This is a genomic window from Cellulomonas sp. SG140 (genome assembly GCF_025770785.1).
Lineage (GTDB): Bacteria > Actinomycetota > Actinomycetes > Actinomycetales > Cellulomonadaceae > Cellulomonas.
In genome coordinates, this window is sequence record NZ_JANZLA010000007.1 from 1 (window position 1) to 24,525 (window position 24,525).

Here is a 24,525-nt window from a genome sequence, read left to right on the forward strand (position 1 = left end):
GGGCCGCTGCGGCGCCGTGGCCCGCGGCGCCTCGGACGACGTGCGCACCGGGGGCTGGTTCGCCGCAGCCGCGGTGGGCGGGAAGGCCGGCGGCGGGGCCGCGGTCGCAGGCGTCATCGGCCGCGTCTCCGCGGCAGGCGCCGCGCCCGTCGCTGCAGCACCCGGCTCCGGGAACGGCGGACGTGCAGGCGGTGTCGCCGACGCGGCGAACGACGGAGGCTGCTGCCCGACCGCAGGGAAGGCGCTGGTGCGACCCGGTGCTGCGGGCGGCGGCGTGCCGGGGCGGTTGGTCCCCGCCGTGCTCTGGCTGAAGGCGCTGCGGACGGACTGCCGCTGGACCTGGGGCGGCGGGCCGCCGGCCGCCGGCCCCTCGGTGCCGGGCGCCGCCGCACCGGCTGCGGCTGCACCGGCGAGCGCACCCGCCGCGGCCGCTCCCGCCGCGCCGAGGTGCCCCGACGGCCGGCTGATGCGGATCTCGCCCCAGGGCTCGAGCTCCCGCACCACCTCGGCCGGGCTGTGCGGACCGTCGTCGTAGGGGCCCAGCGTCACCGAGCAGAGCGTGTCGAGGTCCGCGGGGACCGCGGCGACCAGGTCGGCCGGCGGGACGGGCACGCCGTCGACGACGGGCGCGACGGGCAGGCCGTCGGCAGCGGCGGCCGGACCCGGCCAGCGTCCCGTCAGGGCCGTGTACAGCAGCCGCACCAGGTCGACGGCGTCGGCACGGCTGGTGCTGCGCGCGTCGCCCTCCACCCGGCCGAGCAGGGCGGCGTCCAGGGCGAGACCGGACACGAGCACCCGACCGTCGTCCGCGACGCAGATCGCCGACGGGCGCAGCGCCTGGTGGTGCACACCGCGGCGCCGTGCGACCTCCAGCGCGGCCGACGCCTCGCCGACCACGGCCCTGGCCTGGTCGGCGGTCAGGGGCTCGCGGACGACCAGCTGGGCGAGCGACGGACCGGACACCTGCTCGGTGACCACGTAGCCGAGCCCGTCGTGCGTGCCGACGTCCAGCACGCGCAGCAGGCGAGGGTCGGTGACCAGTGCCGCACGCCGCGCCGCGTCGAGCCCGGCGGTCGACGACTCGGGGGCGAGCACCTGCGCGCGCACAGGTCTGTCGAGGATCTCGTCCACCGCCGCCCACGTCTGCAGCACGGGGACGGTGGACGGCTGGGGCTCGAGCACGCGGTAGCGCCCGGCGAGCAGAGTTCCTCGTCCGACCTGGTCCACGCGCAGCTCCCGCACCATCGGCAGGGACGTCCGGCGGCCGCCGGACACGTGCATGCTAGTCGGGACGCCCCGGGCGTCGCCCCGGGAACCGGGCGAGCACCGACCGCACCGGCCCGGCGAGGACCTCGAGCTCGGGCACATGCATCGCCCGGAGCACCAGCACGTAGACGGTCACCATCGCCCCGCCGACCACCACGCACTTCAGCAGGGCCGCGACCAGGGACATCTGGGCGCCTGCACCGAGCAGCAGCAGCAGGGGCACGCCGACCACCAGGGCGGCCACCGAGGCGAGGGTGGCGCGCAGGTGCAGGCGGAGCACCCGCGACCCGTCGAAGCTGCCGATCAGCCAGTGCACGTGCCGCAGCGCCATCAGGGTGCCGATCACGTAGGAGAGGCTGACAGCCAGCGCCGAGACGGCCACCCACCACTGCGGCGGCGCGAGCAGCCAGCCGAGCAGGGTGCCGACGACGATGACCACCGCCATCACGATCTGCGGCGCCAGCATGCTGCGCGCGTCCTCGTAGGCGTAGTACACGCGCTGGCACATCGACCAGATGCCCAGCACCGGCAGGCCGAGCACCATCGCGACCGTGACGCCGCCGACCGCCGCGATCTCGCCGGGGTGCGGGTGCCAGATGATCAGGCGCACCACCGGCAGGGCCAGCAGCCCGACGATCACCGTGGTCGGGATGGTGAACAGGCCGAGCGCGCGCAGGCCGGTGGACAGGGTGTCCCGCACACCGAGCCGGTCCCGGTCGGTCGCCTGTGCGGAGAGGCGCGTGAACAGCGCCGTCATCAGCGAGACCGTCACCAGCGAGTGGGGAAGGATGAACACTAGGAAGGCGTAGTCGTAGGCCGCGTTGCCGGCGACGGCGGTGGTCGCCTGGACCGTCGTCAGCCCGTGCGCCCGCGCGAACGCCTCGGGGGCGGCGGACGCGATCCGGGACTGGACGATGAACGCGAGCTGGCCGACGCCGAGACCGGCGAAGGTCCACATCGCCACCGAACCGGCCCGGCCCAGGCCGGTGCCGCGCACCCCCCACCGCAGCCGGAACCGCACGCCGGCCCTGGTCAGCGCGGGGAACAGCACCAGCGCCTGCGCCACGATGCCGAGCGTGGCCGACCCTGCGAGCACGGCGACCTTCGCACCGCTCCAGCCGCCGGCGCTGCTCGACGAACCGAACATCACGATGAACAGACCGCAGCCCGCGATGGCGACGATGTTGTTCACCACCGGCGCCCACATGTAGGGGCCGAACGACTCTCGGGCGTTCAGCACCTGCCCGAGCAGCCCGTACACGCCGTAGAAGAACATCTGCGGGATGCACCAGTAGGCGAAGGTGGTGGCCAGCACCATCTGCTCACGGTTGCCGGCGTCGGCGTACAGCAGCACCAGCAGCGGTGCGGCGATCGTCAGCAGCAGCGTGGTGCCGGCGAGCACGGCGAACCCGAGGGTGAGCAGCCGGTCGACGTACTGCTGGCCCGCCCGGCGCTTGTACGCCCGCACCACCTGCGGCACCAGCACGGCGTTCAGTGCCCCGCCCGCGAGCAGCTGGTAGAGGATGTTCGGCAGCTTGTTGGCCACCGCGAACGCGTCGGCGGCCTGACCGGTGGCACCGATGGCGGCGGCGAGGGCGATGCTGCGCAGCAGCCCGAGGACCCGCGACGCGGCCGTGCCGGAGCCCATCAGCGCGGAGGCGCGACCGATGCTGGGCGAGCGGCTCACGACGGACGTCCGGGCGACACGTCGCCACCGAGCGGAGGCAGCGGGGGTGCCTCGTCCTCGGAGGTGCGCCGGGCACCGCGGCGGGCGCTCTGGCCCCGTCGGACGGTCCGCACGATGCCCAGCACCAGGCCGATCGCGAGCAGCGCACCGACCACGGCGGTGCCGACGTTCTCGACGGTGGGTGCCACCCGTGCCGTGAACTGGGCGCCGGTGCCGACCGGCTGCCCGGCGAGGTCCGTCACCTGCGCGTCGACGATCACCTCGCAGTTGGCCGCCGCGTGCAGCACGACCGGGACGCTGGCCTCGGCACCGGCCGAGACGGTGACCGCATCGCTGGTGGCGGCACCGAGGCAGCTCTTGCGGGGGTGCACCGTCACCCGGACGGTCACCGGGACGGGCAGGCCGTTGCGGACGGCGAAGCGGTAGGGCACCGACGCGCTGATCACGTTGAGGTTGCTCACGGGCGCCAGGGAGAGGCCGCTGCGGCGGTCGTCGATCGCCTGGATCAGCCGTGCTGCCAGCGCGTCACGGTCGCCCGGTGCGGAGCGCCAGGCGACGGAGAGCGGGGTCAGGGCCTCGTCGTCCACCCCGGCGAGCAGCGTGCCCGGCTCCTGCGTGATGCTGGCGAACGCCCGGGTGGTGGCGCGCGCGGTGGCCAGCGCCTGCACGGTCGCGGGTGCGAGCTCGTCCGGCGCCGCCGCGCTGGCCGGGAGCGAGGCGCGCTTGCTGCGGTCGTCGGGGTTGCCGAGCGCCGTGCTGACCGGCTCGAGGCGGCTCCACGGCGAGCTGGACAGGGCGGCGAGCACCGCCTGCGCGGTGGTCGGGTCGGGGCTCCAGTCGCGGGACGGGGCGACGAGAACGTCGCGCGGCTCGCTGGAGCCGGTGCGCGTCAGCAGCGCGAGCTCAGCCAGCGTGCGCTGGACGGCGGTGGCCGCCGTGCTGCCCGGCTCCACCGACCCGGGGTCGGTCAGCAGGGAGGTCAGCACCGCGTCTGGCACCAGCGCCGTCACCGTGCCCGCGGCCGTCTTCACGTCGGCCCGGGCGGTGGTCGCGACGCCGCCGACGCTCTGCAGCGACTGCGGGCCGACGACGACGGCCGCGGCGTCCACCGTGCGCGCCAGCGCGAGCGTGCTGGTGTCCACCGCACCGGGACCCGCCCACAGCACGTCCGTGCGCGCGGTCTGCCCACCGATCCCTACGTCGGAGGACAGCTGCTGCGCGGTCCGGAGCAGATCGGCACCGTTCCCGTGCGCCACCGTCGCGAGGTCGGGGTCCGACCAGGGTAGCGCGAACGTCTCCCGTCCGGACAGCGCCGTGCCGAGGTCGGCGGCCCAGGCGCGCGCGTGCGCCCCCGAGACCTGCGCGTCGGCGACCAGCGCGGGGTCGACGGCCAGGCCCAGGTCGGGAGAGCTCCGAGCCAGGTCGAGCACCGCCCGCAGCCGACCGCCGGCGGTGGTCAGCCGCTCCAGGGCGGCCTGCTCGGTCGCGCTCGGCGTGACCGACACCGCGCCGCCCGCGGGGGCCGACGCGGTCCCGCTCGGGCTCGGCTGCGGGGTCGCGCCGCCCGTGGCACCGCTCGGCGACGGCCCGGTCGCTCCCGGTGCGGCACCGGCGCCGGAGCCGGCCGCGACCGTCGGCGTGCGCGCGGGACCGGTCAGCGGCAGCAGCACGGACACCCGCGCCTGCGGCACCGTGCCGTCGGGCAACCACAGCGCGAACGTGCGCGCCGAGCCCGCACGGTCACCACCGTCGTCCGTCACGTCCACGGCGAGGCCGCGCGGCCCCCAGCCCGTCGACACGTTGCTCAGCCCGATCGCCGACGCGGGGACGGTCAGGTCGACGTTCAGCTGCGCACCGGGCGCCAACGCCCCGGGGTGCACGGTGGTCAGGCGGACGCCGATGACGCCGCTGGAACGGTCGATCCAGGACGCCAGCTCGGCGCGGGTCGTCGGCCGGAGCCGGTTGATCCGCAGCGCGACAGTGGGGTCCGCGATGGCCTCCGAGCCGGTGTTCCGCAGCGTGACGCTGACGGTGAGGTCGTCGCCGGGCCGCAGCACCGTCGGCATCACCCGCTGGATCGAGACCGACACCGGCAGGTCCGTGTCGGCCGCCGACGCGCTGGGGCTGGGCGAACCGCTCGCCGCGAGGGCCGGCGAACCCCCGAACACGCAGGTCAACGCGAGGAGCAGCACCGCGAGCAGCACGACGGGCGTGGCGCGGGCGGGTGCGCGCCGGACGGGCCGGCTCATGCCTCGTCGGCGAGCACCGCGCAGGCCGCCTCGGCGAGCCGGCGCTCGTTCGGGTACGCCAGCCGGGCCGGCAGCGCGCCGACGGCCACCCAGGCGACGTCCTCGGCCTCGCCGTCGGGGTCGCCCTCGACGGACAGCTCCCCGCTGACCGCGCCGAGCAGGAAGTGGTGCACCACCTTGTGCACGCGACGGTCCTCGCCGCTGAACCAGTAATCGATCACGCCCAGGCGCCGCAGCACCCGGCCAGTGATGCCCGTCTCCTCCGCGATCTCCCGGACGGCGGCCTGCTCCGGTGTCTCGTCACCTTCGAGGTGACCCTTGGGCAGGCACCACTCGAGCCGTCCGGCGCGGTTGCGGCGCGCGATGACCGCCGCGTGGAACAGCCCGTTGCGACGCTGCACCACCAGGCCGCCCGCGGAGGTCTCGTCCACCACCGGGAGCGGGGTGGTCACCGCACGGACCGGGGTGGTGCTGGGATCGATGCGCAGCCGGTGCCCGCCGGGCGGGGCCGGCACCCGCCCCGAGGCGTGACCTTCGGCGGCGGCGGACATGCCGACACTGTAACGACTCGGGCACGGCGCCCCGGTCCGGGCGGTCCGCCCCGGTCTGGCAGGCTTGCCGGGTGCCGAACGACCGCCCGAACCCCGACGAGGCCGCCCTGCAGCGGCGTGCCCTGGCGTCGCTCGCGCAGCTGGCGCCCGACGCCGTGGCCCTGGGTCGTCGGTTCGCGGACGCGGGCCACGAGCTGGCTCTCGTGGGTGGCCCCGTGCGCGACGCGTTCCTCGGTCGGGTCAGCGCCGACCTCGACTTCGCCACCTCGGCACGGCCCGACGAGTCCGAGCGGATCCTGTCCGGCTGGGGCGACGCGCACTGGGACGTCGGCAAGCGGTTCGGCACGCTGGGTGCGCGCCGGTTCGGCCGCGGCGGCTCGTCGGACGTCGTCGTCGAGGTGACCACCTACCGCACGGACGCCTACGACCCGACGTCCCGCAAGCCCGCCGTCGAGTTCGGCGACACCCTCGAGGGCGACCTGTCGCGGCGGGACTTCACCGTGAACGCGATGGCGGTGCGGGTGCCGGACCTGCAGTTCGTCGACCCGTTCGACGGGCTGGGCGACCTGGCGCGGCGCGTGCTGCGGACACCGGTGGACCCCGAGCAGTCCTTCGACGACGACCCGCTCCGCATGATGCGTGCCGCGCGGTTCGTCGCCCAGCTCGGGTTCGGCGTCGACGACGCCGCACGGGCTGCGGCCGTCGCGATGGCCGAGCGGCTGTCGATCGTCTCCGCGGAGCGGGTGCGCGACGAGCTGGTCAAGCTGCTGCTGTCCGACCACCCGCGCGAGGGTCTGCAGGTGCTGGTCGGCACGGGCCTGGCCGACCACGTGCTGCCCGAGCTGTCCGCCCTGCGCCTGGAGATCGACGAGCACCACCGCCACAAGGACGTGTACGAGCACTCGCTCACCGTGCTGGAGAAGGCGATCGCCCTGGAGACCGGCCCGGACGGCGCCGTACCCGGGCCCGACCTGGTGCTCCGGCTCGCCGCGCTGCTGCACGACGTGGGCAAGCCGCGCACGCGGCGGTTCGAGCCGGGCGGCGGCGTCAGCTTCCACCACCACGAGGTGGTCGGCGCCAAGCTCGTCGCCAAGCGGCTGGCCGCGCTCCACTTCGACAAGCAGACGGTGCACGACGTCGCCCGGCTGACGGAGCTGCACCTGCGGTTCCACGGCTACGGGGACGCGGGCTGGACGGACTCGGCCGTGCGCCGGTACGTCACGGACGCCGGCCCGCTGCTCGAGCGCCTGCACCGCCTGACCCGGTCGGACTGCACCACGCGGAACGTGCGCAAGGCGGCGCGCCTCTCCGCCGCGTACGACGACCTCGAGGAGCGGATCGGCCGCCTGGCCGAGGCGGAGGAGCTCGCCTCGATCCGCCCCGACCTGGACGGCACCCAGATCATGCAGGTGCTGGGCATCGGCCCGGGACGGGACGTCGGTGAGGCGTACCGCTACCTGCTCGAGCTGCGGATGGACCGCGGTCCGCTCGGTGCCGACGCGGCCCGCGAGGAGCTGCTGGCCTGGTGGGTGGCGCGTCAGTCCTGACGCACGACGGGTTCGGTGGCCGACGGCACCCGGACCACCAGCAGGCACAGGTCGTCCTCCTGGGACGACGCGGCCAGCCGCTGCACCAGCCGGTCCCGGACCGCCGTCGCGTCGGCATCGTCCGGCACGGCCTGCAGCTCGGCCTCGAGCTGCGCCACGCCCTCGCGCAGCCCGCGGTCCCGCCGCTCCACCAGCCCGTCGGTGTACACCACCAGGGTCGAGCCGGCCGGCAGGTCGACCGTCGCCTGCTCCCGGCCGGCCGTGTGCGACGTCAGGCCGATCGGTGTGCTGTTCGCCTGGTCCAGGCGCAGCACCTCACCACCGGGCAGCCGCACCATCGGCGGCGGATGACCGGCACGGGCGTACGTCACCCGGGCGTGGTCGCCCGCCGGTACCCAGTGCAGGTAGACGCACGTGGCGACCTCCGCCATGCCGAGCCCCTGCACCAGCTCGTCCAGCCGGTCGAGCACCTCCCGGGGCGGTAGGCCCGCCCACGCGTGGGACCGCATCAGCGACGCCAGCTGACCCATGGACGCCGCGGCGCGCAGGTCGTGGCCCACCACGTCGCCGACGGCGAGGCCGATCGCCCCGTCGCGCAGCGGCAGCACGTCGAACCAGTCGCCGCCCACCTGCGCGTAGCGGGAGGACGGGACGTACGCGGTGGCGAGGTCGAGGCCGGCGACGGGCTCGACGTGCGGGAGCAGACGCTGCTGCAGCGTCAGGGCGGCCTCGCGCTGCGCCAGGTACAGCTGCACGTTGTCGAGCGCCAGGCCGGCGCGGCGGCCGAGGTGGGCCGCGGTGATGGCGGTCTCGGGTCCGAAGCCGTCCGGTTCGTGGTGCAGCAGGACGAGCACGCCGAGCACCCGGTCGCGCGCGCGCAGCTGCACGATCAGCGACGATCCGAGGCCGAGCCGTTCCAGCAGCTTCAGCTCGCCGGGCGTGCTGCGGGTCGGCAGGTCCGCGCGGTCCACCGGCATCGGCTCGGGCACCAGCTCGATGCTGCTGTCCAGGGCGCTCCGCACCCGCGGTGAGCGCTCGAGCCACCATCCCGCCTCGGCCTCCAGCCGGGCGGCGGTCGCGGCCAGGCGGGGGTCGGTGGCGACGACGTGCACCCGCTCGAACCGTCCACGGTCGCCGACGACGGCGACGAAGCCCCACGTGGCGAGGGCGGGGACCACCACGTCGGCCAGCGCGTCGACCGCCGTCTCGTAGTCCAGGTGCCGCGAGAGCTCGTCGCTGACGGCACGCAGCAGGTCCAGGCGGGAGCTCGTCTGCCGGGCCAGCTCGAGCTCGAGGTCCCGCGCGTCGTCGTCACCCACCTGGGCCGTGACGTCCAGCTGGGCGCCGACCAGGTGCGTCACCTGGCCGTCGGCGTCGTGCACCGGGCTGATCACCACCCGGTTCCAGAACACCGACCCGTCGCGCCGGTAGTTCAGCAGCACCTCGCTGATCGACCGGCCGACGTGCACGGCGTCGCGCATCCGCTGCACGGCGGCCGGGTCGGTGGCCGGCCCCTGCAGGAAGCGGCAGTTGCGACCGAGCGCGTCCTGAGGTGCGTAGCCCGTCAGGCGGGTGAACGCCTCGTTCACCCAGACCAGCGGCTGGTCCGGGGCCTGGGCGTCGGACAGCGTCAGGGGGAGGTCGCCCTCGGTGACGGCCAGCGCCAGCAGGCGCTCGTCGGGCGCCCGGCCGGCGAGCTCGGCGGGCAGGGGGATGCCGTCCGGCGGTGTGCGGTGCCCCGCGGTGGCGGTCATGACCGCACGCTCTCGGCCGGCAGGTGACCGGCGGCGTGGGCACGGTTGGACGCGCGCGCGTAGACCAGCGCCGATCCGAGGTAGCCGGCGGCGAGGACGACGAACAGGCCTCGCGACCAGCCCGTGTCCGGCAGCGTGACGGCACCGAGCGCGGCGGCGCCGACGAAGGCGGCGTTGTAGAGGACGTCGTAGAGCGCGAACGCCCGGCCGCGGTACGCGTCGGCCGTGTCGCGCTGCACGATCGTGTCGACCGCGATCTTGGCCGACTGCGCCGCGAGGCCCAGGGTCGCGGCGGCCACCAGCACCACCGGCAGCGCGAGGGTCACCACCAGCATCAGCTGGCTGACGGTCGCCACCACCAGGCACACGACGATCCACCGCTGCGGCCCCAGCCGCGGGCTGAGCACCGGCGTCACCACGACGGCGAGCGCGAAGCCGACCGCCGTCGCGCCGAGCACGGTGGCGAAGGTGCGCAGCCCGGCGTCGACGTCCGACGGGGAGTTCAGCAGGTTGCGCGAGATCAGGATGCTGGCCATGAAGACGACGCCGTAGCAGAACCGGTGCCACGCCATGATGCCGAGCGCCTCGGCCGGCGTCCGGCGCGCCACCAGGTACCGCGCACCGGCGCCGAGCTCCCGCGCCACCACGCCCAGCGCGCGGCGCACCGGCATCACCACCGGCTCGTCCGGCCCCAGCTGGTCGCGACCGAGGCGGCCGGCCAGCGCCGACGCGGCGCCCATCACCGCGGCCGCCACCACCAGGGCGATCGCGTCGCGCTCGCGTCCGGCAGGCATCAACCGGCCCAGGACGAAGCCGAGCAGCGCACCGACCCCCGCGGAGGCGGCGCCGAGCGTCGGGGTCAGCGAGTTCGCGGTGAGCAGCAGCGGGCCGTCGACGACCTTCGGCAGCGACGCGGACAGCGCCGCGAGCAGGAAACGGTTCACGGACAGGGTGACCAGCGCCAGCACGTACACCAGCGGACCGACGCCGTGCACCACCATGACCAGGGCGATCGCCGCCGTCAGCACGACCCGCACCAGGTTGCCGTACAGCAGCACCTGCCGCCGGCGCCACCGGTCCAGCAGCACCCCGGCCCACGGACCCACCACGGTGAACGGCAGCAGCAGCACCGCGAAGGCGGCCGCGACGCCGGTGGCGGTGCTGGCCGTCTCCGGCGAGAAGAAGAACAGCGTTGCCAGGCCGACCTGGAACATGCCGTCCGCGCACTGGCTGACCAGGCGCACCGTGAACAGGCGCCTGAAGCCCACCAGGGGCCACAGCCGTCGGAGGTCCTCGGTCACCTGCACGGACTCAGGCTAAGCGCAGGTTCTCCGGCTGCCACGCCGGGGCGCCGACCTCACCCGCTCGGCGGAGCCGGCACCACGAGCGTGGCGCCGGCGTCCTCACACCTGCCGGTACCCGGACATGACGGCCGCCTCCGGGGCAACGGCGGCGGCTCCGAGAAGGTGGTCGACGAACCAGTCGCGCGCCAGGCCCGCGGCCTCGGCGAGTGCGCCCGGCTCCTCGAACAGGTGCGTCGCCCCACGGACCACCGCCAGCTCGCGGTGGCAACGCATCAGCTCCATCGCCTCCCGGTTGAGCCCGAGGACCGCCACATCCGCCCCGCCCACGACGAGCAGGGTCGGCGCGTGCACCTCCCCGAGCCGTGCGCGCGCCAGGTCGGGTCGACCCCCGCGCGAGACGACCGCCGCGATGTCCGACCCGGGCTCGGCGGCGGCCCACAGCGCAGCACCGGCGCCCGTGCTGGCCCCGAAGTAGCCGACGCGGCAGCCGGCGGCGTCGGGACGGGCGCGCAGCCATCGCGTCGCGGCCAGCAGCCGCCCCGCGAGCAGCTCGATGTCGAACACGTTGGAGCGGTCCAGCTCCTCGTCGGGGCCGAGCAGGTCCAGCAGCAGCGTGCCGAGACCGGCCTGCCGCAGCACGTCGGCCACGTAGCGGTTGCGTGGGCTGTGCCGGCTGCTGCCGCTCCCGTGCGCGAACACCACGACGCCGCGCGCCGGCTCGGGCAGGTACAGGTGGGCACCCACCGTGACCGAGCCGACGGGGATCTCGACGTCGAGGTCCGCGTCCAGCCCGCCGTCCCCCGTCCGGACGGGAAGCGGCCGAGCGGCAGCCGCGTCGAGCAGCACGACGACCTCCTCGTCGGTGGTCGGCGAGAAGTCGCGGTAGTGCGAGCCGACGGCCCGGAACGCGTGCGGCGTCGCGACGCACACGACCTCGTCCGCCTCCGGCAGGTCCCGGAGCGCCTCGACGGGCGCCACCGGCACCGCGACGACGATCCGGGCGGCGCCGAGCGTGCGCGCGACCTTGCACGCCACCCGCATGGTGGACCCGGTGGCGATGCCGTCGTCGACGATCACCGCCACCCGTCCCGCGAGGTCGACCCGCGGGCGCCCGCTGCGCAGCAGAGCGATCCGCGCCTCGAGCTCGATCCGCTCCTGCCGCTCCACCTCGGCGAGGTCGTCCTCCGACACGCCCAGCGTGGCGAGCACCGCGTGGTCGACCACACGTGCGCCGCCCTCGCCGATGGCGCCCATGGCGAGCTCCGGCTGGTACGGCACGCCCAGCTTGCGCACGACGACGACGTCGAGGGGGGCGCCGAGCGTCTGCGCCACCTCGTACGCCACCGGGACGCCGCCCCGGGGCAGCCCCAGCACCACCACGTCCTGCCCGCGCAGGCGCTCCAGGAGCCGGGCAAGCTCCCGACCGGCCTCGATGCGGTCAGCGAAGAGGTTCACCGTTGCACCCCCCCACCTGCGTGCGGACCCGGTCAGGCCCTCGCCACGGAGATCTTCACGGGCTCGGTCGGCCGCGCCGCCGTCGTCGGGACGCGCACCTCCAGGACGCCGTCGCGGTACGTCGCGGTGACGTCCGTCTCCGAGCAGCCCGCGGGCAGCGGGATGCTGCGGGCGAAGGACCCGTAGCGGAACTCCGAGCGGTAGGAGTCCTTGCCCTTGTGCTCGGACGTCTCCTCGCGCTCGGCGCTGATCCGCAGGGTCCCGTCCACCACGGTCAGCTCCACGTCCTTGTCCGGGTCGACACCGGGCAGCTCCGCCCGGACCACCAGCGTCCCGTTCTCGACGTACTCCTCCACGCGTAGCCAGGGCTTGTCCCAGTCGCCCTCGACGAACCGTCGGAACATCTCGGGCAGCTCGACCCGGTCGCGTCGCACGATTGCCATCGTCGACCTCCCTCGGTCACGGTGGGCGACTGCGCTGTCCCCACCAGGATCGACGCTAGTCCTGTGGTCGCGGACGCAGAAGGGCCCCGCCACCCTGACGGGTGCGGGGCCCTTCTCGCATCAGCTCAGAGCGCGGGGCTCGGGCTCAGCGCTCGTTCTCGCCGCGGATGAACGCCTCGAGCGCAGCGCGCCCGGCGGTGTCCTCCATCTGCACCGGCGGGGACTTCATCAGGTAGGTCGCCGCGGACAGGATCGGGCCGCCGATGCCGCGGTCCTTGGCGATCTTCGCCGCACGGATGGCGTCGATGATGATGCCGGCCGAGTTCGGGGAGTCCCACACCTCGAGCTTGTACTCGAGGTTCAGGGGCACCTCGCCGAACGCGCGGCCCTCGAGGCGGACGTACGCCCACTTGCGGTCGTCGAGCCACGCGACGTAGTCCGACGGGCCGATGTGGACGTTGCGGTCCTCCTTCTTGCCCGACAGCGGACCGTCGTTCAGGTTGGAGGTGACCGACTGGGTCTTGGAGAGCTTCTTGGACTGCAGGCGCTCGCGCTCCAGCATGTTCTTGAAGTCCATGTTGCCGCCGACGTTCAGCTGGTACGTGCGGTCCAGGATCACGCCGCGGTCCTCGAACAGGCGGGCCAGCACGCGGTGCGTGATGGTGGCGCCGACCTGCGACTTGATGTCGTCGCCGACGATCGGCACGCCGGCGTCCTCGAACTTCTTGGCCCACTCCGGGTCGGACGCGATGAACACGGGCAGGGCGTTGACGAACGCGACGTTCGCGTCGATCGCGCACTGCGCGTAGTACTTGTCGGCGATCTCGGAGCCGACCGGCAGGTAGGAGACCAGCACGTCGACCTTGGCGTCCTTGAGCGCCTGGACGATGTCGACCGGCTCGGCGTCCGACTCCTCGATGGTCTCGGAGTAGTACTTGCCGAGGCCGTCGTTGGTCACGCCGCGCTGCACCGGCACGCCCAGCGGGGGCACGTCGGAGATCTTGATGGTGTTGTTCTCGGACGCGAAGATCGCCTCGGACAGGTCGAAGCCGACCTTCTTCGCGTCGACGTCGAACGCCGCCACGAACTCGACGTCACGGACGTGGTACGGGCCGAACTGCACGTGCATCAGGCCCGGCACCTTGGTGTCGACATCGGCGTCCTTGTAGTACTGGACGCCCTGGACCAGCGACGAGGCGCAGTTGCCCACGCCGACGATGGCCACGCGGATGGAGGTCATCCTCGCTCCTTCTGGGTGTGCGCCGGGGCGGGGTTGCTCTCGGCGTGGATCTGGGGACCGGCCGGCCGGCTGGTCCCCGTGGTTCGTGCGGAGGTGCGGGCGGGACCGATGCCCCGCTCGTTGTCGATGAGGCCGTCGAGCCAGCGGACCTCGCGCTCGACCTGCTCCAGGCCGTGCCGCTGCAGCTCGAGGGTGTACTCGTCCATGCGCTCGCGGGTGCGGTTGAGCGACTGCCGGACCACCTCGAGGCGCTCGGTCAGCCGGGTGCGGCGTCCCTCGAGGATCCGCAGCCGCGTCTCGGCGTCCGTCTGCGCGAAGAACGCGAAGCGGACGTCGAAGTTCTCGTCCTCCCAGGTCGCCGGCCCCGACGAGGCCAGCACCTGCTGCAGGTGCTCCTTGCCGTCCGCGGTCAGCTCGTAGACGATGCGGGCGCGCTTGCTGGCGACGGCGCGCTCGACCCCGACGGTGGCGGTCGACTCGGCGCCGACGATCAGCCCGCGCTCGGCCAGCGACCGCAGGGCCGGGTACAGGGAGCCGTAGGACAGGGCGCGAAAGCTGCCGAGCACCAGGTTGAGCCGCTTGCGCAGCTCGTACCCGTGCATGGGCGACTCGGCGAGCAGGCCCAGGATGGCCGGCTCGAGGACGTCGGTCCGTCCGTGCACGGCTCACCCCCTCGGCGTACTGTCGGACGACGCCGCGGCGCCGATGTATCAGATCGATACATCTGCAGAGTACGTCGAGCCGATGTGTCGGCACAAGCCGCCTGTGCATGAGACCAGCCGGTGGCGCCGCTCCGACGGCTGCGGAGGCCCGGCGGTCGGCACGCGGAGCCTTCGCGCCGATCCGGTGAAAGTTGCCTGCTGACGGCGGCCGAGCGGCCCCTGCAGGGGGTGGTCCCCCATACTGCTGTGAGTCCTGGGCTCCCGTTCGGCCCTGCCTGGCGCCTCGGGACCGTCCCCGTCGCCGTCCGGAAGGCCCTCGGTTGTCAGCGAGCAGTCGGCGCTCCGCGCCTCCCCGGTCCCGCCGGGGATCCACCCGTCGCCCCGCAGCCGGCCGGTCCGGCCGTGGCAGGGTCACCGGGCGCCGCCGCTTCTTCGACTACCCCCGGTCCACCGTCACCGGCTTCCGGCGCTGGCTGCCGTCCTGGCGCGTCGTGCTCGGCACGTTCCTCGGGCTGATCTTCGTCGGGCTCGGCGCCGCCGTCGCGGCGTACGCGACCCTCAAGGTCCCGTCCCCGTCCGCCCAGGTGAAGTTCCAGACCTCGACGGTGTACTTCGCCAACAACGCCGACGGCTCCCGAGGCCCGGTGATGGGGACGTTCGCCGACCAGAAGCGCGACATCGTCGACTACTCGACGCTGCCGTCGTACGTCGGCAAGGCCGTGGTCGCCTCGGAGGACCAGAGCTTTTACCAGAACGCCGGGGTCGACCCGCGGGGCATCGCCCGCGCCCTGTGGAACAACCTGCGCGGCAACGCGCAGCAGGGTGCCTCGACACTGACCGAGCAGTACGTGAAGACGTACTACAAGAACCGGACGACGACGAACTACATCGGCAAGGCCGAAGAGGCGATGCTGGCCATCAAGATCGGCCGCACGGAGTCCAAGGACCAGATCCTCGGCCGGTACCTCAACACGATCTACCTGGGCCGCGACTCCTACGGCATCCAGGCCGCCGCGCAGTCGTACTTCGGCGTCGACGCCAAGGACCTCACCGTCTCGCAGGCCGCGCTGCTCGCCGGCATCATCCCGTCGCCCAACAACTGGGACCCGGCCAACGCCCCCGACAAGGCGAAGGCCCGCTGGAACCGCGTGCTGGACTACATGGTCAAGGGCGGCTTCCTGTCCCAGGCGGACCGGGACAAGCAGGAGTTCCCGCAGACCATCCAGTACAAGCAGTCGAACGCGATGGCCGGCACCAACGGCTACCTGCTGCAGATGGTGCTGGACGAGCTGCAGACCTCGATGAAGCTGTCGATCGGCGACATCAAGACCGGCGGCTACACGATCATCACGACGATCGACCCGGCCGTGCAGAACGAGGCGGTGCGCTCGGCGAACGACCTGTACTCCGGGCAGCTGGCCAACGGCGCGACACCGAACCCGCGGCTGCGCCTCGCGATCTCGACGATCAACCAGGCGGACGGATCCATCGTCGCGCTGTACGGCGGCGCGGACTATCTCAAGGACCAGCGCAACGCGGCGACGTACGACAACATCCAGGCCGGTTCGACGTTCAAGCCCTTCACCCTGGTCGCCGCCCTGGAGCAGGGCATCGGGCTGAAGACGGAGTTCAACGGTGCCTCCCCGCAGGTCATCCCGGGCTGGGACACCCCCGACCACAAGGTCACCAACTTCGCCAACGAGCAGCCGGGCCGCATCGACCTGATCCGCGCGACGTCCGACTCGGTCAACACCGTCTACGCCCAGCTCAACCTCAAGGTGGGACCGGACAAGTCCGCTGAGGTCGCCAAGCGCGCCGGCGTGACAACACCCCAGCCCGTCGTCGGCTCGAACGTGCTGGGTGCCGGTGACGTGCACCCGCTCGACATGGCCGCGGCCTACGCCACGTACGCGGCCCAGGGCGTGCAGCACACGCCGTTCATCGTGCGTGAGGTGCTCGACTCCACAGGCAAGACGGTGGACAAGGGGGGCAGTGCCGGGCAGAAGGCCTTCGCCCCTGACGTCATGGCCGACGCGATCTACGCCATGCAGCACGTGGTGACCAACACCACCGGTACTGGCCACAAGTGGATCAGCCCGCTGAACATCCCGATCGCGGGGAAGACCGGCACGTCGACGGACAACAAGTCGGCCTGGTTCGACGGGTTCACGACGAGCCTGACCACCGCCGTGGCGATGAGCCAGCTCGGTGAGGACAACAAGTCGCAGGACTCGATCACGGCGTTCGGCGGGATCAAGCAGGTGACCGGTGGTGACTGGCCGGCCAAGCTGTGGGCCGACTACATGAAGCCGGTGCTCGCGATGCCGCAGTGGACGCCGAAGTCCGACTTCCCGCAGCCGGCGTGGATCGGCAACAAGCCGACGGCGACGCCGACGGCCACACCGACCGACACCGCGACGCCGACCACCGCGCCGACCACCCAGGCGCCGACGACCGTGCAGGTGCCCGGCGGCCTGGTCAAGAGCACCGAGGCGGACGCCTCGGGTGCCCTGCAGAACGCCGGGCTCGCAGCAGTGATCGTCACGGCGCCGTCGGACACCGTCCCGGCAGGCCGGGTCATCTCCGCGTCCCCGGCGTCCGGCACGACGGTGCCGGCGGGTTCCTCGGTGACCCTCACCGTCTCCACCGGTCCGGCAACCCCGCCGCCCACGACACAGGCGCCTGCGCCGAGCCCGTCGGCGACGGCGGGCGGACCGGCCCCGAAGTCCACGCCGTGACCCTGGGCTGACCGGGGTCCAGCCACCGAGCCGCCGTCGTGCACAGCCCCGGACCGGGGGCTGCGCGCCGCACGCTACGATGGACCGCTGCCCCGCGTGCTCGTCGTCGTCCTGACGGCTGCCCGGGGGGCGGACGCACAGACCCTCCTGCCACGGACCGACCGTGGCCGCGAAGACCAGAGGAGGTGGGTATGAGCCTGCGTCAGTACGAGATCATGATCATCCTCGACCCCGAGATCGAGGAGCGCACCGTCGCCCCGTCGCTCGACAAGTACCTGTCGGTCGTCAAGTCCGACGGCGGCAGCGTCGACAAGGTGGACATCTGGGGCCGCCGTCGTCTCGCGTACGACATCAAGAAGAAGGCCGAGGGCATCTACGCCGTCGTCAACTTCACCGCGAGCGCCGCGACCGCCAAGGAGCTCGACCGCCAGCTGGGCCTCAACGAGGTCGTGCTGCGCACCAAGGTGCTCCGCACCGACGCCTGACCCGTTGTGGGTGCCCGCCGCTAGCGTGCGCCGAAGTCAGTCGACACGAACCTGCGAGGAGCTGGCATGGCCGGTGAGACCACCATCACGGTGATCGGGAACCTGACCGGGGACCCGGAGCTGCGCTTCACCCCGTCCGGGGCCGCGGTCGCGAACTTCACGGTCGCGTCCACCCCCCGCACGTTCGACCGCCAGTCGAACGAGTGGAAGGACGGCGAGACGCTGTTCATGCGCTGCTCGATCTGGCGGGAGGCGGCCGAGTCGGTCGCCGAGTCGCTGACCAAGGGCACGCGCGTCATCGTCGTCGGCCGGCTCGTCCAGCGCTCCTACGAGACCCGTGAGGGCGAGAAGCGCACGGTGGTCGAGCTGCAGGTGGACGAGGTCGGTCCGTCGCTGCGCTACGCCACGGCCAAGGTCACCCGGACCCAGCGGTCCGGCGGTGGCGGCGGCTTCGGTGGTGGGGGCGGTGGCGGCTTCGGCGGCGGCGGGTACGGCGGTCAGGGTGGTTCCGGCGGCAGCCAGCAGGACGACCCGTGGGCCACGCCCGCGGGTGGGTCGGCCGGCGGCTATTCCGACGAACCCCCCTTCTGACAGACAACTGATTCCCATCCCCGGGCCGGGCAAGCCCGGGGCTCCGACAGACGAGGAGCACCACGATGGCCAAGCCCGTCGTTCGCAAGCCCAAGAAGAAGCAGAACCCGCTGAAGGCGTCGAAGATCGACGTCGTCGACTACAAGGACACCGCGCTGCTGCGCAAGTTCATCTCCGACCGCGGGAAGATCCGCGCTCGCCGGGTGACCGGGGTGTCCGTCCAGGAGCAGCGGGCCATCGCCCGCGCCGTCAAGAACGCCCGCGAGATGGCCCTGCTGCCGTACTCGTCGTCGGCACGCTGAGGAAGGGGACCGACATGGCGAAGATCATCCTGACCCACGAGGTCACCGGCCTCGGCGCTCCGGGCGACGTGGTCGAGGTCAAGGACGGGTACGCCCGCAACTACCTGATCCCGCGCAGCCTGGCCACGCCGTGGAGCACGGGTGCCGAGAAGGACGTCGCGGCCATCCGCAAGGCCCGTAAGGCGCGCGAGATCGCGACGCTGGACGAGGCGAAGGCCACGCGCGACTCGCTGCAGTCCAAGCCGGTGACGGTGGCCGCCAAGGCCGGCGACAGCGGCCGGCTGTTCGGCGCCGTCACCACCGCCGAGATCGCCGCGGCGCTCGTCGCCGCCGGCGCCCCGGCCGTGGACAAGCGCAAGATCGAGATCGCCCAGGCGATCAAGTCGGTCGGCGACTACTCGGTGCAGGTCCGCCTGCACCCGGAGGTCGCCGCCAAGGTGACCGTCAAGGTCGTCAAGGCCTGACGCTCCGCAACGACGACGAACGCCCCGCCCCCGGTCACGGGTGGCGGGGCGTTCGTCGTTTCGCAGTGAGCCGCGGTCGGTGAGTGGCGGACCGGCGTGCCGGGTCGGGAGGGTCGGGTCGGGGGGTCGGGTCAGGCGACGCCGAGGTAGGCCTGCTTGACGGCCGGGTCCGCCAGCAGCTCCTTGCCGGCGCCGGAGGTCACCACCTCACCGGTCTCCAGGATGTACGCCCGGTGCGAGCGGGACAGCGCCTGCTGGGCGTTCTGCTCGACGAGCAGGATCGTCGTCCCGGCCGAGTTGATCTCGGTGATGATCCGGAAGATCTGCTGGATCACCATCGGCGCGAGCCCCATGGACGGCTCGTCGAGCAGCAGCAGCCGGGGCCGGGCCATCAGCGCGCGGCCGATGGCCAGCATCTGCTGCTCACCACCGGACAGCGTCCCGCCCACCTGGTCGCGGCGCTCGTGCAGGCGCGGGAACAGCTCGTACACCCGCGCCAGCGTCTCGTCGTGCTCCGCCTTGGAAGGGAACACCCGGGCGTAGGCGCCCATCTCGAGGTTCTCCACCACGGTCATGCCGGGGAACACGCCGCGGCCCTCGGGTGCCTGGACGATGCCGGCCAGCACCCGCTCGTGCGCCTTCATCCGGGTGATGTCCTTGCCGTCGAACCAGACGGAGCCGCGGGACAGCTGCCGGATGCCGGAGATCGCCCGCATGGTCGTCGTCTTGCCCGCGCCGTTGGCGCCGATCAGCGTGACCAGCTCGCCCTCGTCCACCGTCAGCGAGATGCCGCGGACGGCCTCGATGCGGCCGTAGGAGACGGTGAGGTCCTTCAGCTCAAGCAGTGGCATCGTCGGGAACCCCCAGGTAGGCAGCGATCACGGCCGGGTCGGCGGACACCTCGGCGGGCAGGCCGTCGGCGATCTTGCGGCCGAACTCCAGCACCACGACGCGGTCCGTCACGCCCATCACCAGGCGCATGTCGTGCTCGATCAGCAGCACGGTGTAGCCGTCGTCGCGGATCTTGCGGATCAGGTCCATCAGCTGTTGCTTCTCGGCCGGGTTGAAGCCGGCGGCAGGCTCGTCCAGGCAGAGCAGCTTGGGCTCGGTGGCCAGCGCCCGGGCGATCTCGAGGCGGCGCTGGTCGCCGTAGGGCAGGTTGCGGGCCTGCTGCGTGGCGCGCTTGCCGATGCCGACGAACTCCAGCAGCGCCATGCCGCGCTCCAGCGCGTCGCGCTCCTCGGCGCGGTGCCGCTTGGACCGGAACACCGCCCCGGGCACCGACGTGCGGTGCCGTGCGTCGGTGCCGACGATGACGTTCTCCAGCGCCGTCATGTCGGAGAACAGCCGGATGTTCTGGAACGTACGGGCGATGCCGAGGCGGGTGATCTGGTTCCGCTTGATCGCGCCGATCGGCCGGCCGTCGAACACCACCTGGCCCGACGTGGGCCGGTAGACGCCGGTCATCGTGTTGAAGCAGGTCGTCTTGCCGGCGCCGTTGGGGCCGATCAGGCCGAGGATCTCGCCGCGCTTGATCTCGAAGCTCACGGCGTCGAGCGCCGTCAGGCCGCCGAACCGCACGGTGACGGCGTCCATCTGCAGCAGGGTGCCGCCGACCTCGGTGCGGATGCTGCGGTCCGGGGCAACCAGCTCGGCGACCAGCTCCGGGTTGGCCAGGTCGGGGTTGACCTCGGCTACGTCGACCGGCACCTCGTCGATCACACCGCCGTCGGGCAGGAACTCCTCGGCGACCGAGTCCTCGGTGACGTACCGGGACTCGGTGCCGCGATGCTGCTCGGAGTGCTCGGACCCGGCCTCCGGCATCTGCGGGTTGATGCTCATCGGGCCTCCCCCACGGTCTCCTCGGTTCGGTGCGTCAGCGCGGTCGCCGCCCGCCGCGCCGCGGCGTAGACGTCACGGCCGTAGGTCAGCAGCTTCTGCCGGGCGGGGAACAGCCCCTGTGGTCGGAAGATCATCAGCACCATCAGGGCGACGCCGAAGAACAGGTACTTGTAGTTGGCGATCTCGTTGCCGTTGATCGGGATGCCGAACAGGCTGGTGCGCCCGATGAAGAAGTTCGGCAGGTAGACGACGATGAACGCCCCGAGGATCACGCCGAGCTTGTTGCCCTGACCGCCGAGCACCACGGCGCACAGGAACAGCATCGAGTTGATCACGTTGAACGTGGTCGGCACGACGAACTGCACCTGGCCGGCGTACAGGGCGCCGGACAGGCCGCCGATCGAGGCGCCGATCAGGAACGCCCAGAGCTTGAACTTGAACGTGGGGACGCCCATGATCTCGGCCGCGTCCTCGTCCTCGCGGATGGCCACCCAGGCGCGGCCGACGCGGGAGCGCTCGAGGTTCCCGACCAGGGTCAGCACCACGACGATGAGCACCAGCGACAGCCAGAACCAGGCGGTGCCGGAGTTCACCGGGTGGCTCGTGTTGCCGGCGGAGAACACGCCGGTGGGCCGCGTGCTGCTGGTGCCGACCACGGGGTAGGCGATGCGGGACAGGCCGCGGCCGCCGCCGGTGATGTTCGACAGGTTGTCCGCCAGCAGTCGGACGATCTCGCCGAAGCCGAGGGTGACGATCGCCAGGTAGTCGCCGCGCAGCCGCAGCGTCGGCGACCCGAGGATCAGGCCGGAGATCGCGGTGAGCGCGACGGCGACCGGCAGTGCGGCGAGCCAGGCCCAGTGCGGGTCCAGCCCGTGCACCCGCCACGGGCTGTCCGGGCTGGTGATCAGGCCGACGGTGTAGGCGCCGACGGCGTAGAAGCCGACGTACCCGAGGTCGAGCAGGCCGGCCTGGCCGACGACGACGTTGAGGCCGATGGCCAGCAGGGCGTACATGCCGAACTGGGCGAGCACCCCGCCGAAGTCGGTGCCGACGGTGGTGAGCACCGGCGGGCGCAGCACGGGCAGCAGGGCGATCAGCACGATCGCCGGGATGCCGACCAGCCACTGGGTCTGCCGCGGCAGGGTGTCCCACCACAGCCGGATGCGGTCGCCCACACCCAGGTGCGGTGCGACCGGGGCGGTCACGGTTTCGGTGCTCATGCGCGGGCCCTCCCCAACGACTCACCCAGGATGCCGGTCGGCCGGAACATGAGCACCAGGATCAGCAGCACGAAGGCGACGACGTCGCGCCACTCGGTGCCGAACAGCGCCTGCCCGTACAGCTCCATCACGCCGAGCAGCAGACCGCCGAGCAGCGCGCCGCGCAGGTTGCCGATGCCACCGAGGACGGCGGCGGCGAAGGCCTTGATGCCGAGGATGAACCCGCCGGAGTAGAGGATGCCGCTGGGCACCCTCAGCGTGTACAGCAGGCCGGCGGCACCGGCGAGGATGCCGCCGACCAGGAAGGTCAGCATGATCACGCGCTCGCGCGAGACGCCCATCAGCGTGGCGGTGACCGGGTCCTGCGCGACGGCGCGGATGCCACGGCCGAACTTGGTGGCGTTGATGAACCGGTCGGTCGCGAAGGCGAGCGCGAGGGCGGAGGCGACGATGACGATCTCGACGTTGTTCACGGTCGCGTTGCCGAAGTGGAACTGGGCGGTCGCCTGGACCAGCCGGATGGGCTGCTGCGCGTTCACACCGCCGAGGTTGCCGCCGGTCAGCTTGGGCAGCACGAAGTGCACGAACTCCTGCAGCACGAACGACGCGCCGATGGCGGTGATGAGGAAGACGAGCGCCGGGGCCCCACGCCGCCGCAGCGGCCGGTACGCCACGCGCTCGAGGCCCACCGCGGCACCGCCGGCGACCGCCATGCCGCCGACCATCGCGACGAGCAGGTAGACGATCGTCATCAGCGTGCCCTGCTGGTAGGCGTTGCCGCTGGGACTGAAGCCGAGGAGCATCAGCGTCGCGTACTGGCCGAACATGCCGAACATGAAGATCTCGGAGTGCGCGAAGTTGATCAGCCGCAGCACCCCGTAGACCAGCGTGTAGCCGACCGCGACCAGGGCGTAGATGGACCCGTAGGTCAGGCCGTCGACGGTGAGGGCCCAGAAGTTGCGGCCCAGGGCTCCGATGTCGAAGGCGCTGACCATGCCTCCGGCGAGGACGTGCCCGCCGGCGAGCAGGAGGACGCTCATGTTGCTCCTAACGAGATCCGCCACGGCACCGCGTGGTGACGGGGCGAGCGGGACTGACGACGACGGCCGGGCCCTGGTGGGCCCGGCCGTCGTCCGGGGTCACTTCACCTGGTAGACCCAGGTGCTGGCCGAGGCCAGCTCACCCGTCGAGTCCCACTTGTAGTTCTTGGCCAGCCCGGCGCCGTCGTACGACGCGACGAACTTGACCAGGTCGCCGCGGGCGGTGATGCCCTTGTCGATGCCCTTCAGCATGATCGTGCCGAGGTCGTACGCCTCGACCGAGTAGACGCCGGGGGCGACGGAGAACATCGCCTTGTAGTCGGCCGCGAACTTGTCCGGGGCCGGGCCGCACGGGCAGGTGAGGTAGGCGCCCTTCGACGCGTCACCGGCCTGCTTGACGAACTCGGGGTCGTTGGTGCCGTCGCCGGAGGCGAAGGCCGCCGTGACACCGCCCTGACGCAGCTGCGACAGCAGCGGCGCCGCCTCGGCGTAGTAGCCGCCGTAGTACACGGCGTCCGGGGACGCGTCCTTCACCAGCTGCACCGCGGCCGAGAAGTCCTTGTCACCCGTCTTCACCTTGGCGTTGCAGGAGGAGACGGCCACGGAGCCGAGCGTCTTCGCGACGACGGTGGCCAGGCCGATGCCGTAGTCGGAGTCGTCCTGGATCACGCAGACCTTCTTGTAGCCCAGCGTGTCCTTCATGTAGCTGGCGATCGCGCCGCCCTGGGAGTTGTCGTTGCCCAGGCCGCGGAAGAAGTTGTTCCAGCCGTTGGTGGTCAGCCCGGGGTTGGTCGCCGACGCCGTCAGCGACAGGAGGCCGGCCTGGTTGAAGATGCTGCCGGTCGCCTTGGTCTCGCCCGAGAACGCCGGGCCGAGCAGCCCGATCACCGAGCTGTCGGAGACGATCTGCGGCGCCACCTGGGTCGCCTTCTGCGGGTCGCCCTCGGTGTCGAACTGCTTGACGGTCACCTGGCAGCCGGCGTTCGCCTTGTTGTGCTGGTCGACCGCGAGCTTGAGCCCGTTGAGGATGTTGGTGCCGAGGGCCGCGTTCGGACCGGTCAGGGCGCCCGCCATGCCGATGGAGATGTTGCTGCACTTCGCGTTGCCGTCACCCGCCGGGTCCGCGGCCGTCGAGCCGCCCGCTGCGGTGACCTTCTTGCCGGACGCGTCCACCTGCACGAGCGGCTGGATGGACAGGCTGCTGGAGGCGGAGCTGCCGCCCGTCGCGCCCGAGGTGCTGCCCCCGCCGCCGCCCGCGCTCTTCGAGGAACAGCCGGCCAGCACGAGGCCGGCGGTCATGACGAGCGCCACGCCCGCGAGCCGCGGTGTCGATCTGCGCATGTGTGCTACCTCCTGGTTGGTCGAGGCACGGCCTCCGTCCCGACCCCTGAGCGTCGGGTTGGCACGCAAGGTAGGCCCGTTGCGTTTCCGTGGAGTTTCCACTTCACACGCAAACGGATCACGAGTCGAGATCCGGAGGGCCACGATGCGATCACGCCCTCGACCCGGGTGACGACGATGGTAGGGGTCAACCGGTCGGGATGCGATGCCTGTTACCGACGCGTCACGTCGGACCGCAGCGGCATCGCGGGTGCGCTGTTGCTTGGGGACTGGGCTGGGGACGAACCGGACACCATGCCGCGGCAGGTGTCCGAGGGCTGTCCACGGTGTGAATCCGAGACCAA

Annotated in this window: 21 protein-coding genes; 6 read left to right on the forward strand and 15 right to left on the reverse strand. The window is 72.5% G+C overall.

Annotated features, from left to right (window positions below):
• The 4 genes from N0B34_RS13130 to N0B34_RS13145 form a co-directional block, all read right to left on the reverse strand.
• Positions 1-1,275, reverse strand: a 1,275-nt coding sequence (locus N0B34_RS13130) for a protein kinase family protein (RefSeq protein WP_263731857.1), incomplete at its 3' end; no start/stop codon positions are given.
• Between the two features lie 7 nt (positions 1,276-1,282).
• Positions 1,283-2,953, reverse strand: a complete 1,671-nt coding sequence (murJ, locus tag N0B34_RS13135) for a murein biosynthesis integral membrane protein MurJ (RefSeq protein ID WP_263731858.1) — start codon at positions 2,951-2,953, stop codon at positions 1,283-1,285.
• Complete coding sequence (locus tag N0B34_RS13140) at positions 2,950-5,202, reverse strand: DUF6049 family protein (protein WP_263731859.1); 2,253 nt, start codon at positions 5,200-5,202, stop codon at positions 2,950-2,952. Before N0B34_RS13140 ends, murJ begins: the two co-directional genes overlap by 4 nt.
• Entirely contained in the window at positions 5,199-5,753 is a 555-nt protein-coding gene (locus tag N0B34_RS13145) for an NUDIX hydrolase (RefSeq protein ID WP_263731860.1), read from the reverse strand. The genes N0B34_RS13140 and N0B34_RS13145 overlap by 4 nt, the downstream gene beginning before the upstream one ends.
• 71 nt (positions 5,754-5,824) lie before the next feature.
• On the opposite strand from N0B34_RS13145, the gene N0B34_RS13150 reads away from it, so the two are divergent.
• Positions 5,825-7,300, forward strand: coding sequence for a CCA tRNA nucleotidyltransferase (locus N0B34_RS13150; RefSeq protein ID WP_263731861.1), 1,476 nt, complete (start codon positions 5,825-5,827; stop codon positions 7,298-7,300).
• Here the strand turns inward: N0B34_RS13150 and N0B34_RS13155 are convergent.
• The 6 genes from N0B34_RS13155 to N0B34_RS13180 all read right to left on the reverse strand — a co-directional run bounded on the left by N0B34_RS13155 (position 7,291) and on the right by N0B34_RS13180 (position 14,158).
• Positions 7,291-9,054, reverse strand: a complete 1,764-nt coding sequence (locus tag N0B34_RS13155) for a SpoIIE family protein phosphatase (RefSeq protein WP_263731862.1) — start codon at positions 9,052-9,054, stop codon at positions 7,291-7,293. The genes N0B34_RS13150 and N0B34_RS13155 overlap by 10 nt on opposite strands.
• The gene (locus N0B34_RS13160; protein ID WP_263731863.1) at positions 9,051-10,361 is read right to left on the reverse strand and encodes an MFS transporter; all 1,311 of its coding nucleotides are present in this window, start codon (positions 10,359-10,361) and stop codon (positions 9,051-9,053) included. Before N0B34_RS13160 ends, N0B34_RS13155 begins: the two co-directional genes overlap by 4 nt.
• A gap of 96 nt (positions 10,362-10,457) precedes the next feature.
• Positions 10,458-11,813: a phosphoribosyltransferase family protein gene (locus N0B34_RS13165; RefSeq protein ID WP_263731864.1), complete on the reverse strand. Its 1,356-nt coding sequence runs from the start codon at positions 11,811-11,813 to the stop codon at positions 10,458-10,460.
• A 32-nt stretch (positions 11,814-11,845) separates the two neighbouring features.
• A complete protein-coding gene (locus N0B34_RS13170; protein ID WP_412175754.1) occupies positions 11,846-12,256 on the reverse strand; it encodes an Hsp20/alpha crystallin family protein in 411 nt (136 codons plus the stop codon).
• 145 nt (positions 12,257-12,401) lie between these two features.
• Entirely contained in the window at positions 12,402-13,496 is a 1,095-nt protein-coding gene (locus tag N0B34_RS13175) for an inositol-3-phosphate synthase (RefSeq protein WP_263731865.1), read from the reverse strand.
• A complete protein-coding gene (locus N0B34_RS13180; protein ID WP_263731866.1) occupies positions 13,493-14,158 on the reverse strand; it encodes a PadR family transcriptional regulator in 666 nt (221 codons plus the stop codon). Before N0B34_RS13180 ends, N0B34_RS13175 begins: the two co-directional genes overlap by 4 nt.
• 491 nt (positions 14,159-14,649) lie before the next feature.
• Here N0B34_RS13180 and N0B34_RS13185 point away from each other — a divergent pair, with 491 nt between their 5' ends.
• From N0B34_RS13185 to rplI, 5 genes are all read left to right on the forward strand, one after another.
• Positions 14,650-16,896, forward strand: coding sequence for a penicillin-binding protein (locus N0B34_RS13185; protein ID WP_263731867.1), 2,247 nt, complete (start codon positions 14,650-14,652; stop codon positions 16,894-16,896).
• Positions 16,897-17,087: 191 nt separating this feature from the next.
• The gene (gene rpsF, locus N0B34_RS13190; protein WP_263731868.1) at positions 17,088-17,381 is read left to right on the forward strand and encodes a 30S ribosomal protein S6; all 294 of its coding nucleotides are present in this window, start codon (positions 17,088-17,090) and stop codon (positions 17,379-17,381) included.
• Between the two features lie 66 nt (positions 17,382-17,447).
• The gene (locus tag N0B34_RS13195) at positions 17,448-17,972 is read left to right on the forward strand and encodes a single-stranded DNA-binding protein (RefSeq protein WP_263731869.1); all 525 of its coding nucleotides are present in this window, start codon (positions 17,448-17,450) and stop codon (positions 17,970-17,972) included.
• 65 nt (positions 17,973-18,037) lie between these two features.
• Complete coding sequence (gene rpsR, locus N0B34_RS13200) at positions 18,038-18,274, forward strand: 30S ribosomal protein S18 (protein WP_263731870.1); 237 nt, start codon at positions 18,038-18,040, stop codon at positions 18,272-18,274.
• 14 nt (positions 18,275-18,288) lie between these two features.
• Positions 18,289-18,738, forward strand: coding sequence for a 50S ribosomal protein L9 (rplI, locus tag N0B34_RS13205; RefSeq protein ID WP_263731871.1), 450 nt, complete (start codon positions 18,289-18,291; stop codon positions 18,736-18,738).
• A 131-nt stretch (positions 18,739-18,869) separates the two neighbouring features.
• Here rplI and N0B34_RS13210 read toward each other — a convergent pair whose 3' ends face one another.
• From N0B34_RS13210 to N0B34_RS13230, 5 genes are all read right to left on the reverse strand, one after another.
• Entirely contained in the window at positions 18,870-19,589 is a 720-nt protein-coding gene (locus N0B34_RS13210; RefSeq protein WP_263731872.1) for an ABC transporter ATP-binding protein, read from the reverse strand.
• Entirely contained in the window at positions 19,576-20,580 is a 1,005-nt protein-coding gene (locus N0B34_RS13215) for an ABC transporter ATP-binding protein (protein ID WP_263731873.1), read from the reverse strand. Before N0B34_RS13215 ends, N0B34_RS13210 begins: the two co-directional genes overlap by 14 nt.
• Positions 20,577-21,800 carry a branched-chain amino acid ABC transporter permease gene (locus tag N0B34_RS13220; RefSeq protein WP_263731874.1) on the reverse strand — a complete coding sequence of 408 codons (1,224 nt, stop codon included), beginning with the start codon at positions 21,798-21,800 and terminating at the stop codon, positions 20,577-20,579. The genes N0B34_RS13215 and N0B34_RS13220 overlap by 4 nt, the downstream gene beginning before the upstream one ends.
• Positions 21,797-22,840 (reverse strand): branched-chain amino acid ABC transporter permease, encoded by a 1,044-nt coding sequence (locus N0B34_RS13225; RefSeq protein WP_263731875.1) that lies wholly within the window; start codon positions 22,838-22,840, stop codon positions 21,797-21,799. The genes N0B34_RS13220 and N0B34_RS13225 overlap by 4 nt, the downstream gene beginning before the upstream one ends.
• 99 nt (positions 22,841-22,939) lie before the next feature.
• Complete coding sequence (locus N0B34_RS13230; protein WP_263731876.1) at positions 22,940-24,181, reverse strand: branched-chain amino acid ABC transporter substrate-binding protein; 1,242 nt, start codon at positions 24,179-24,181, stop codon at positions 22,940-22,942.
• Positions 24,182-24,525: the final 344 nt, after the last annotated feature.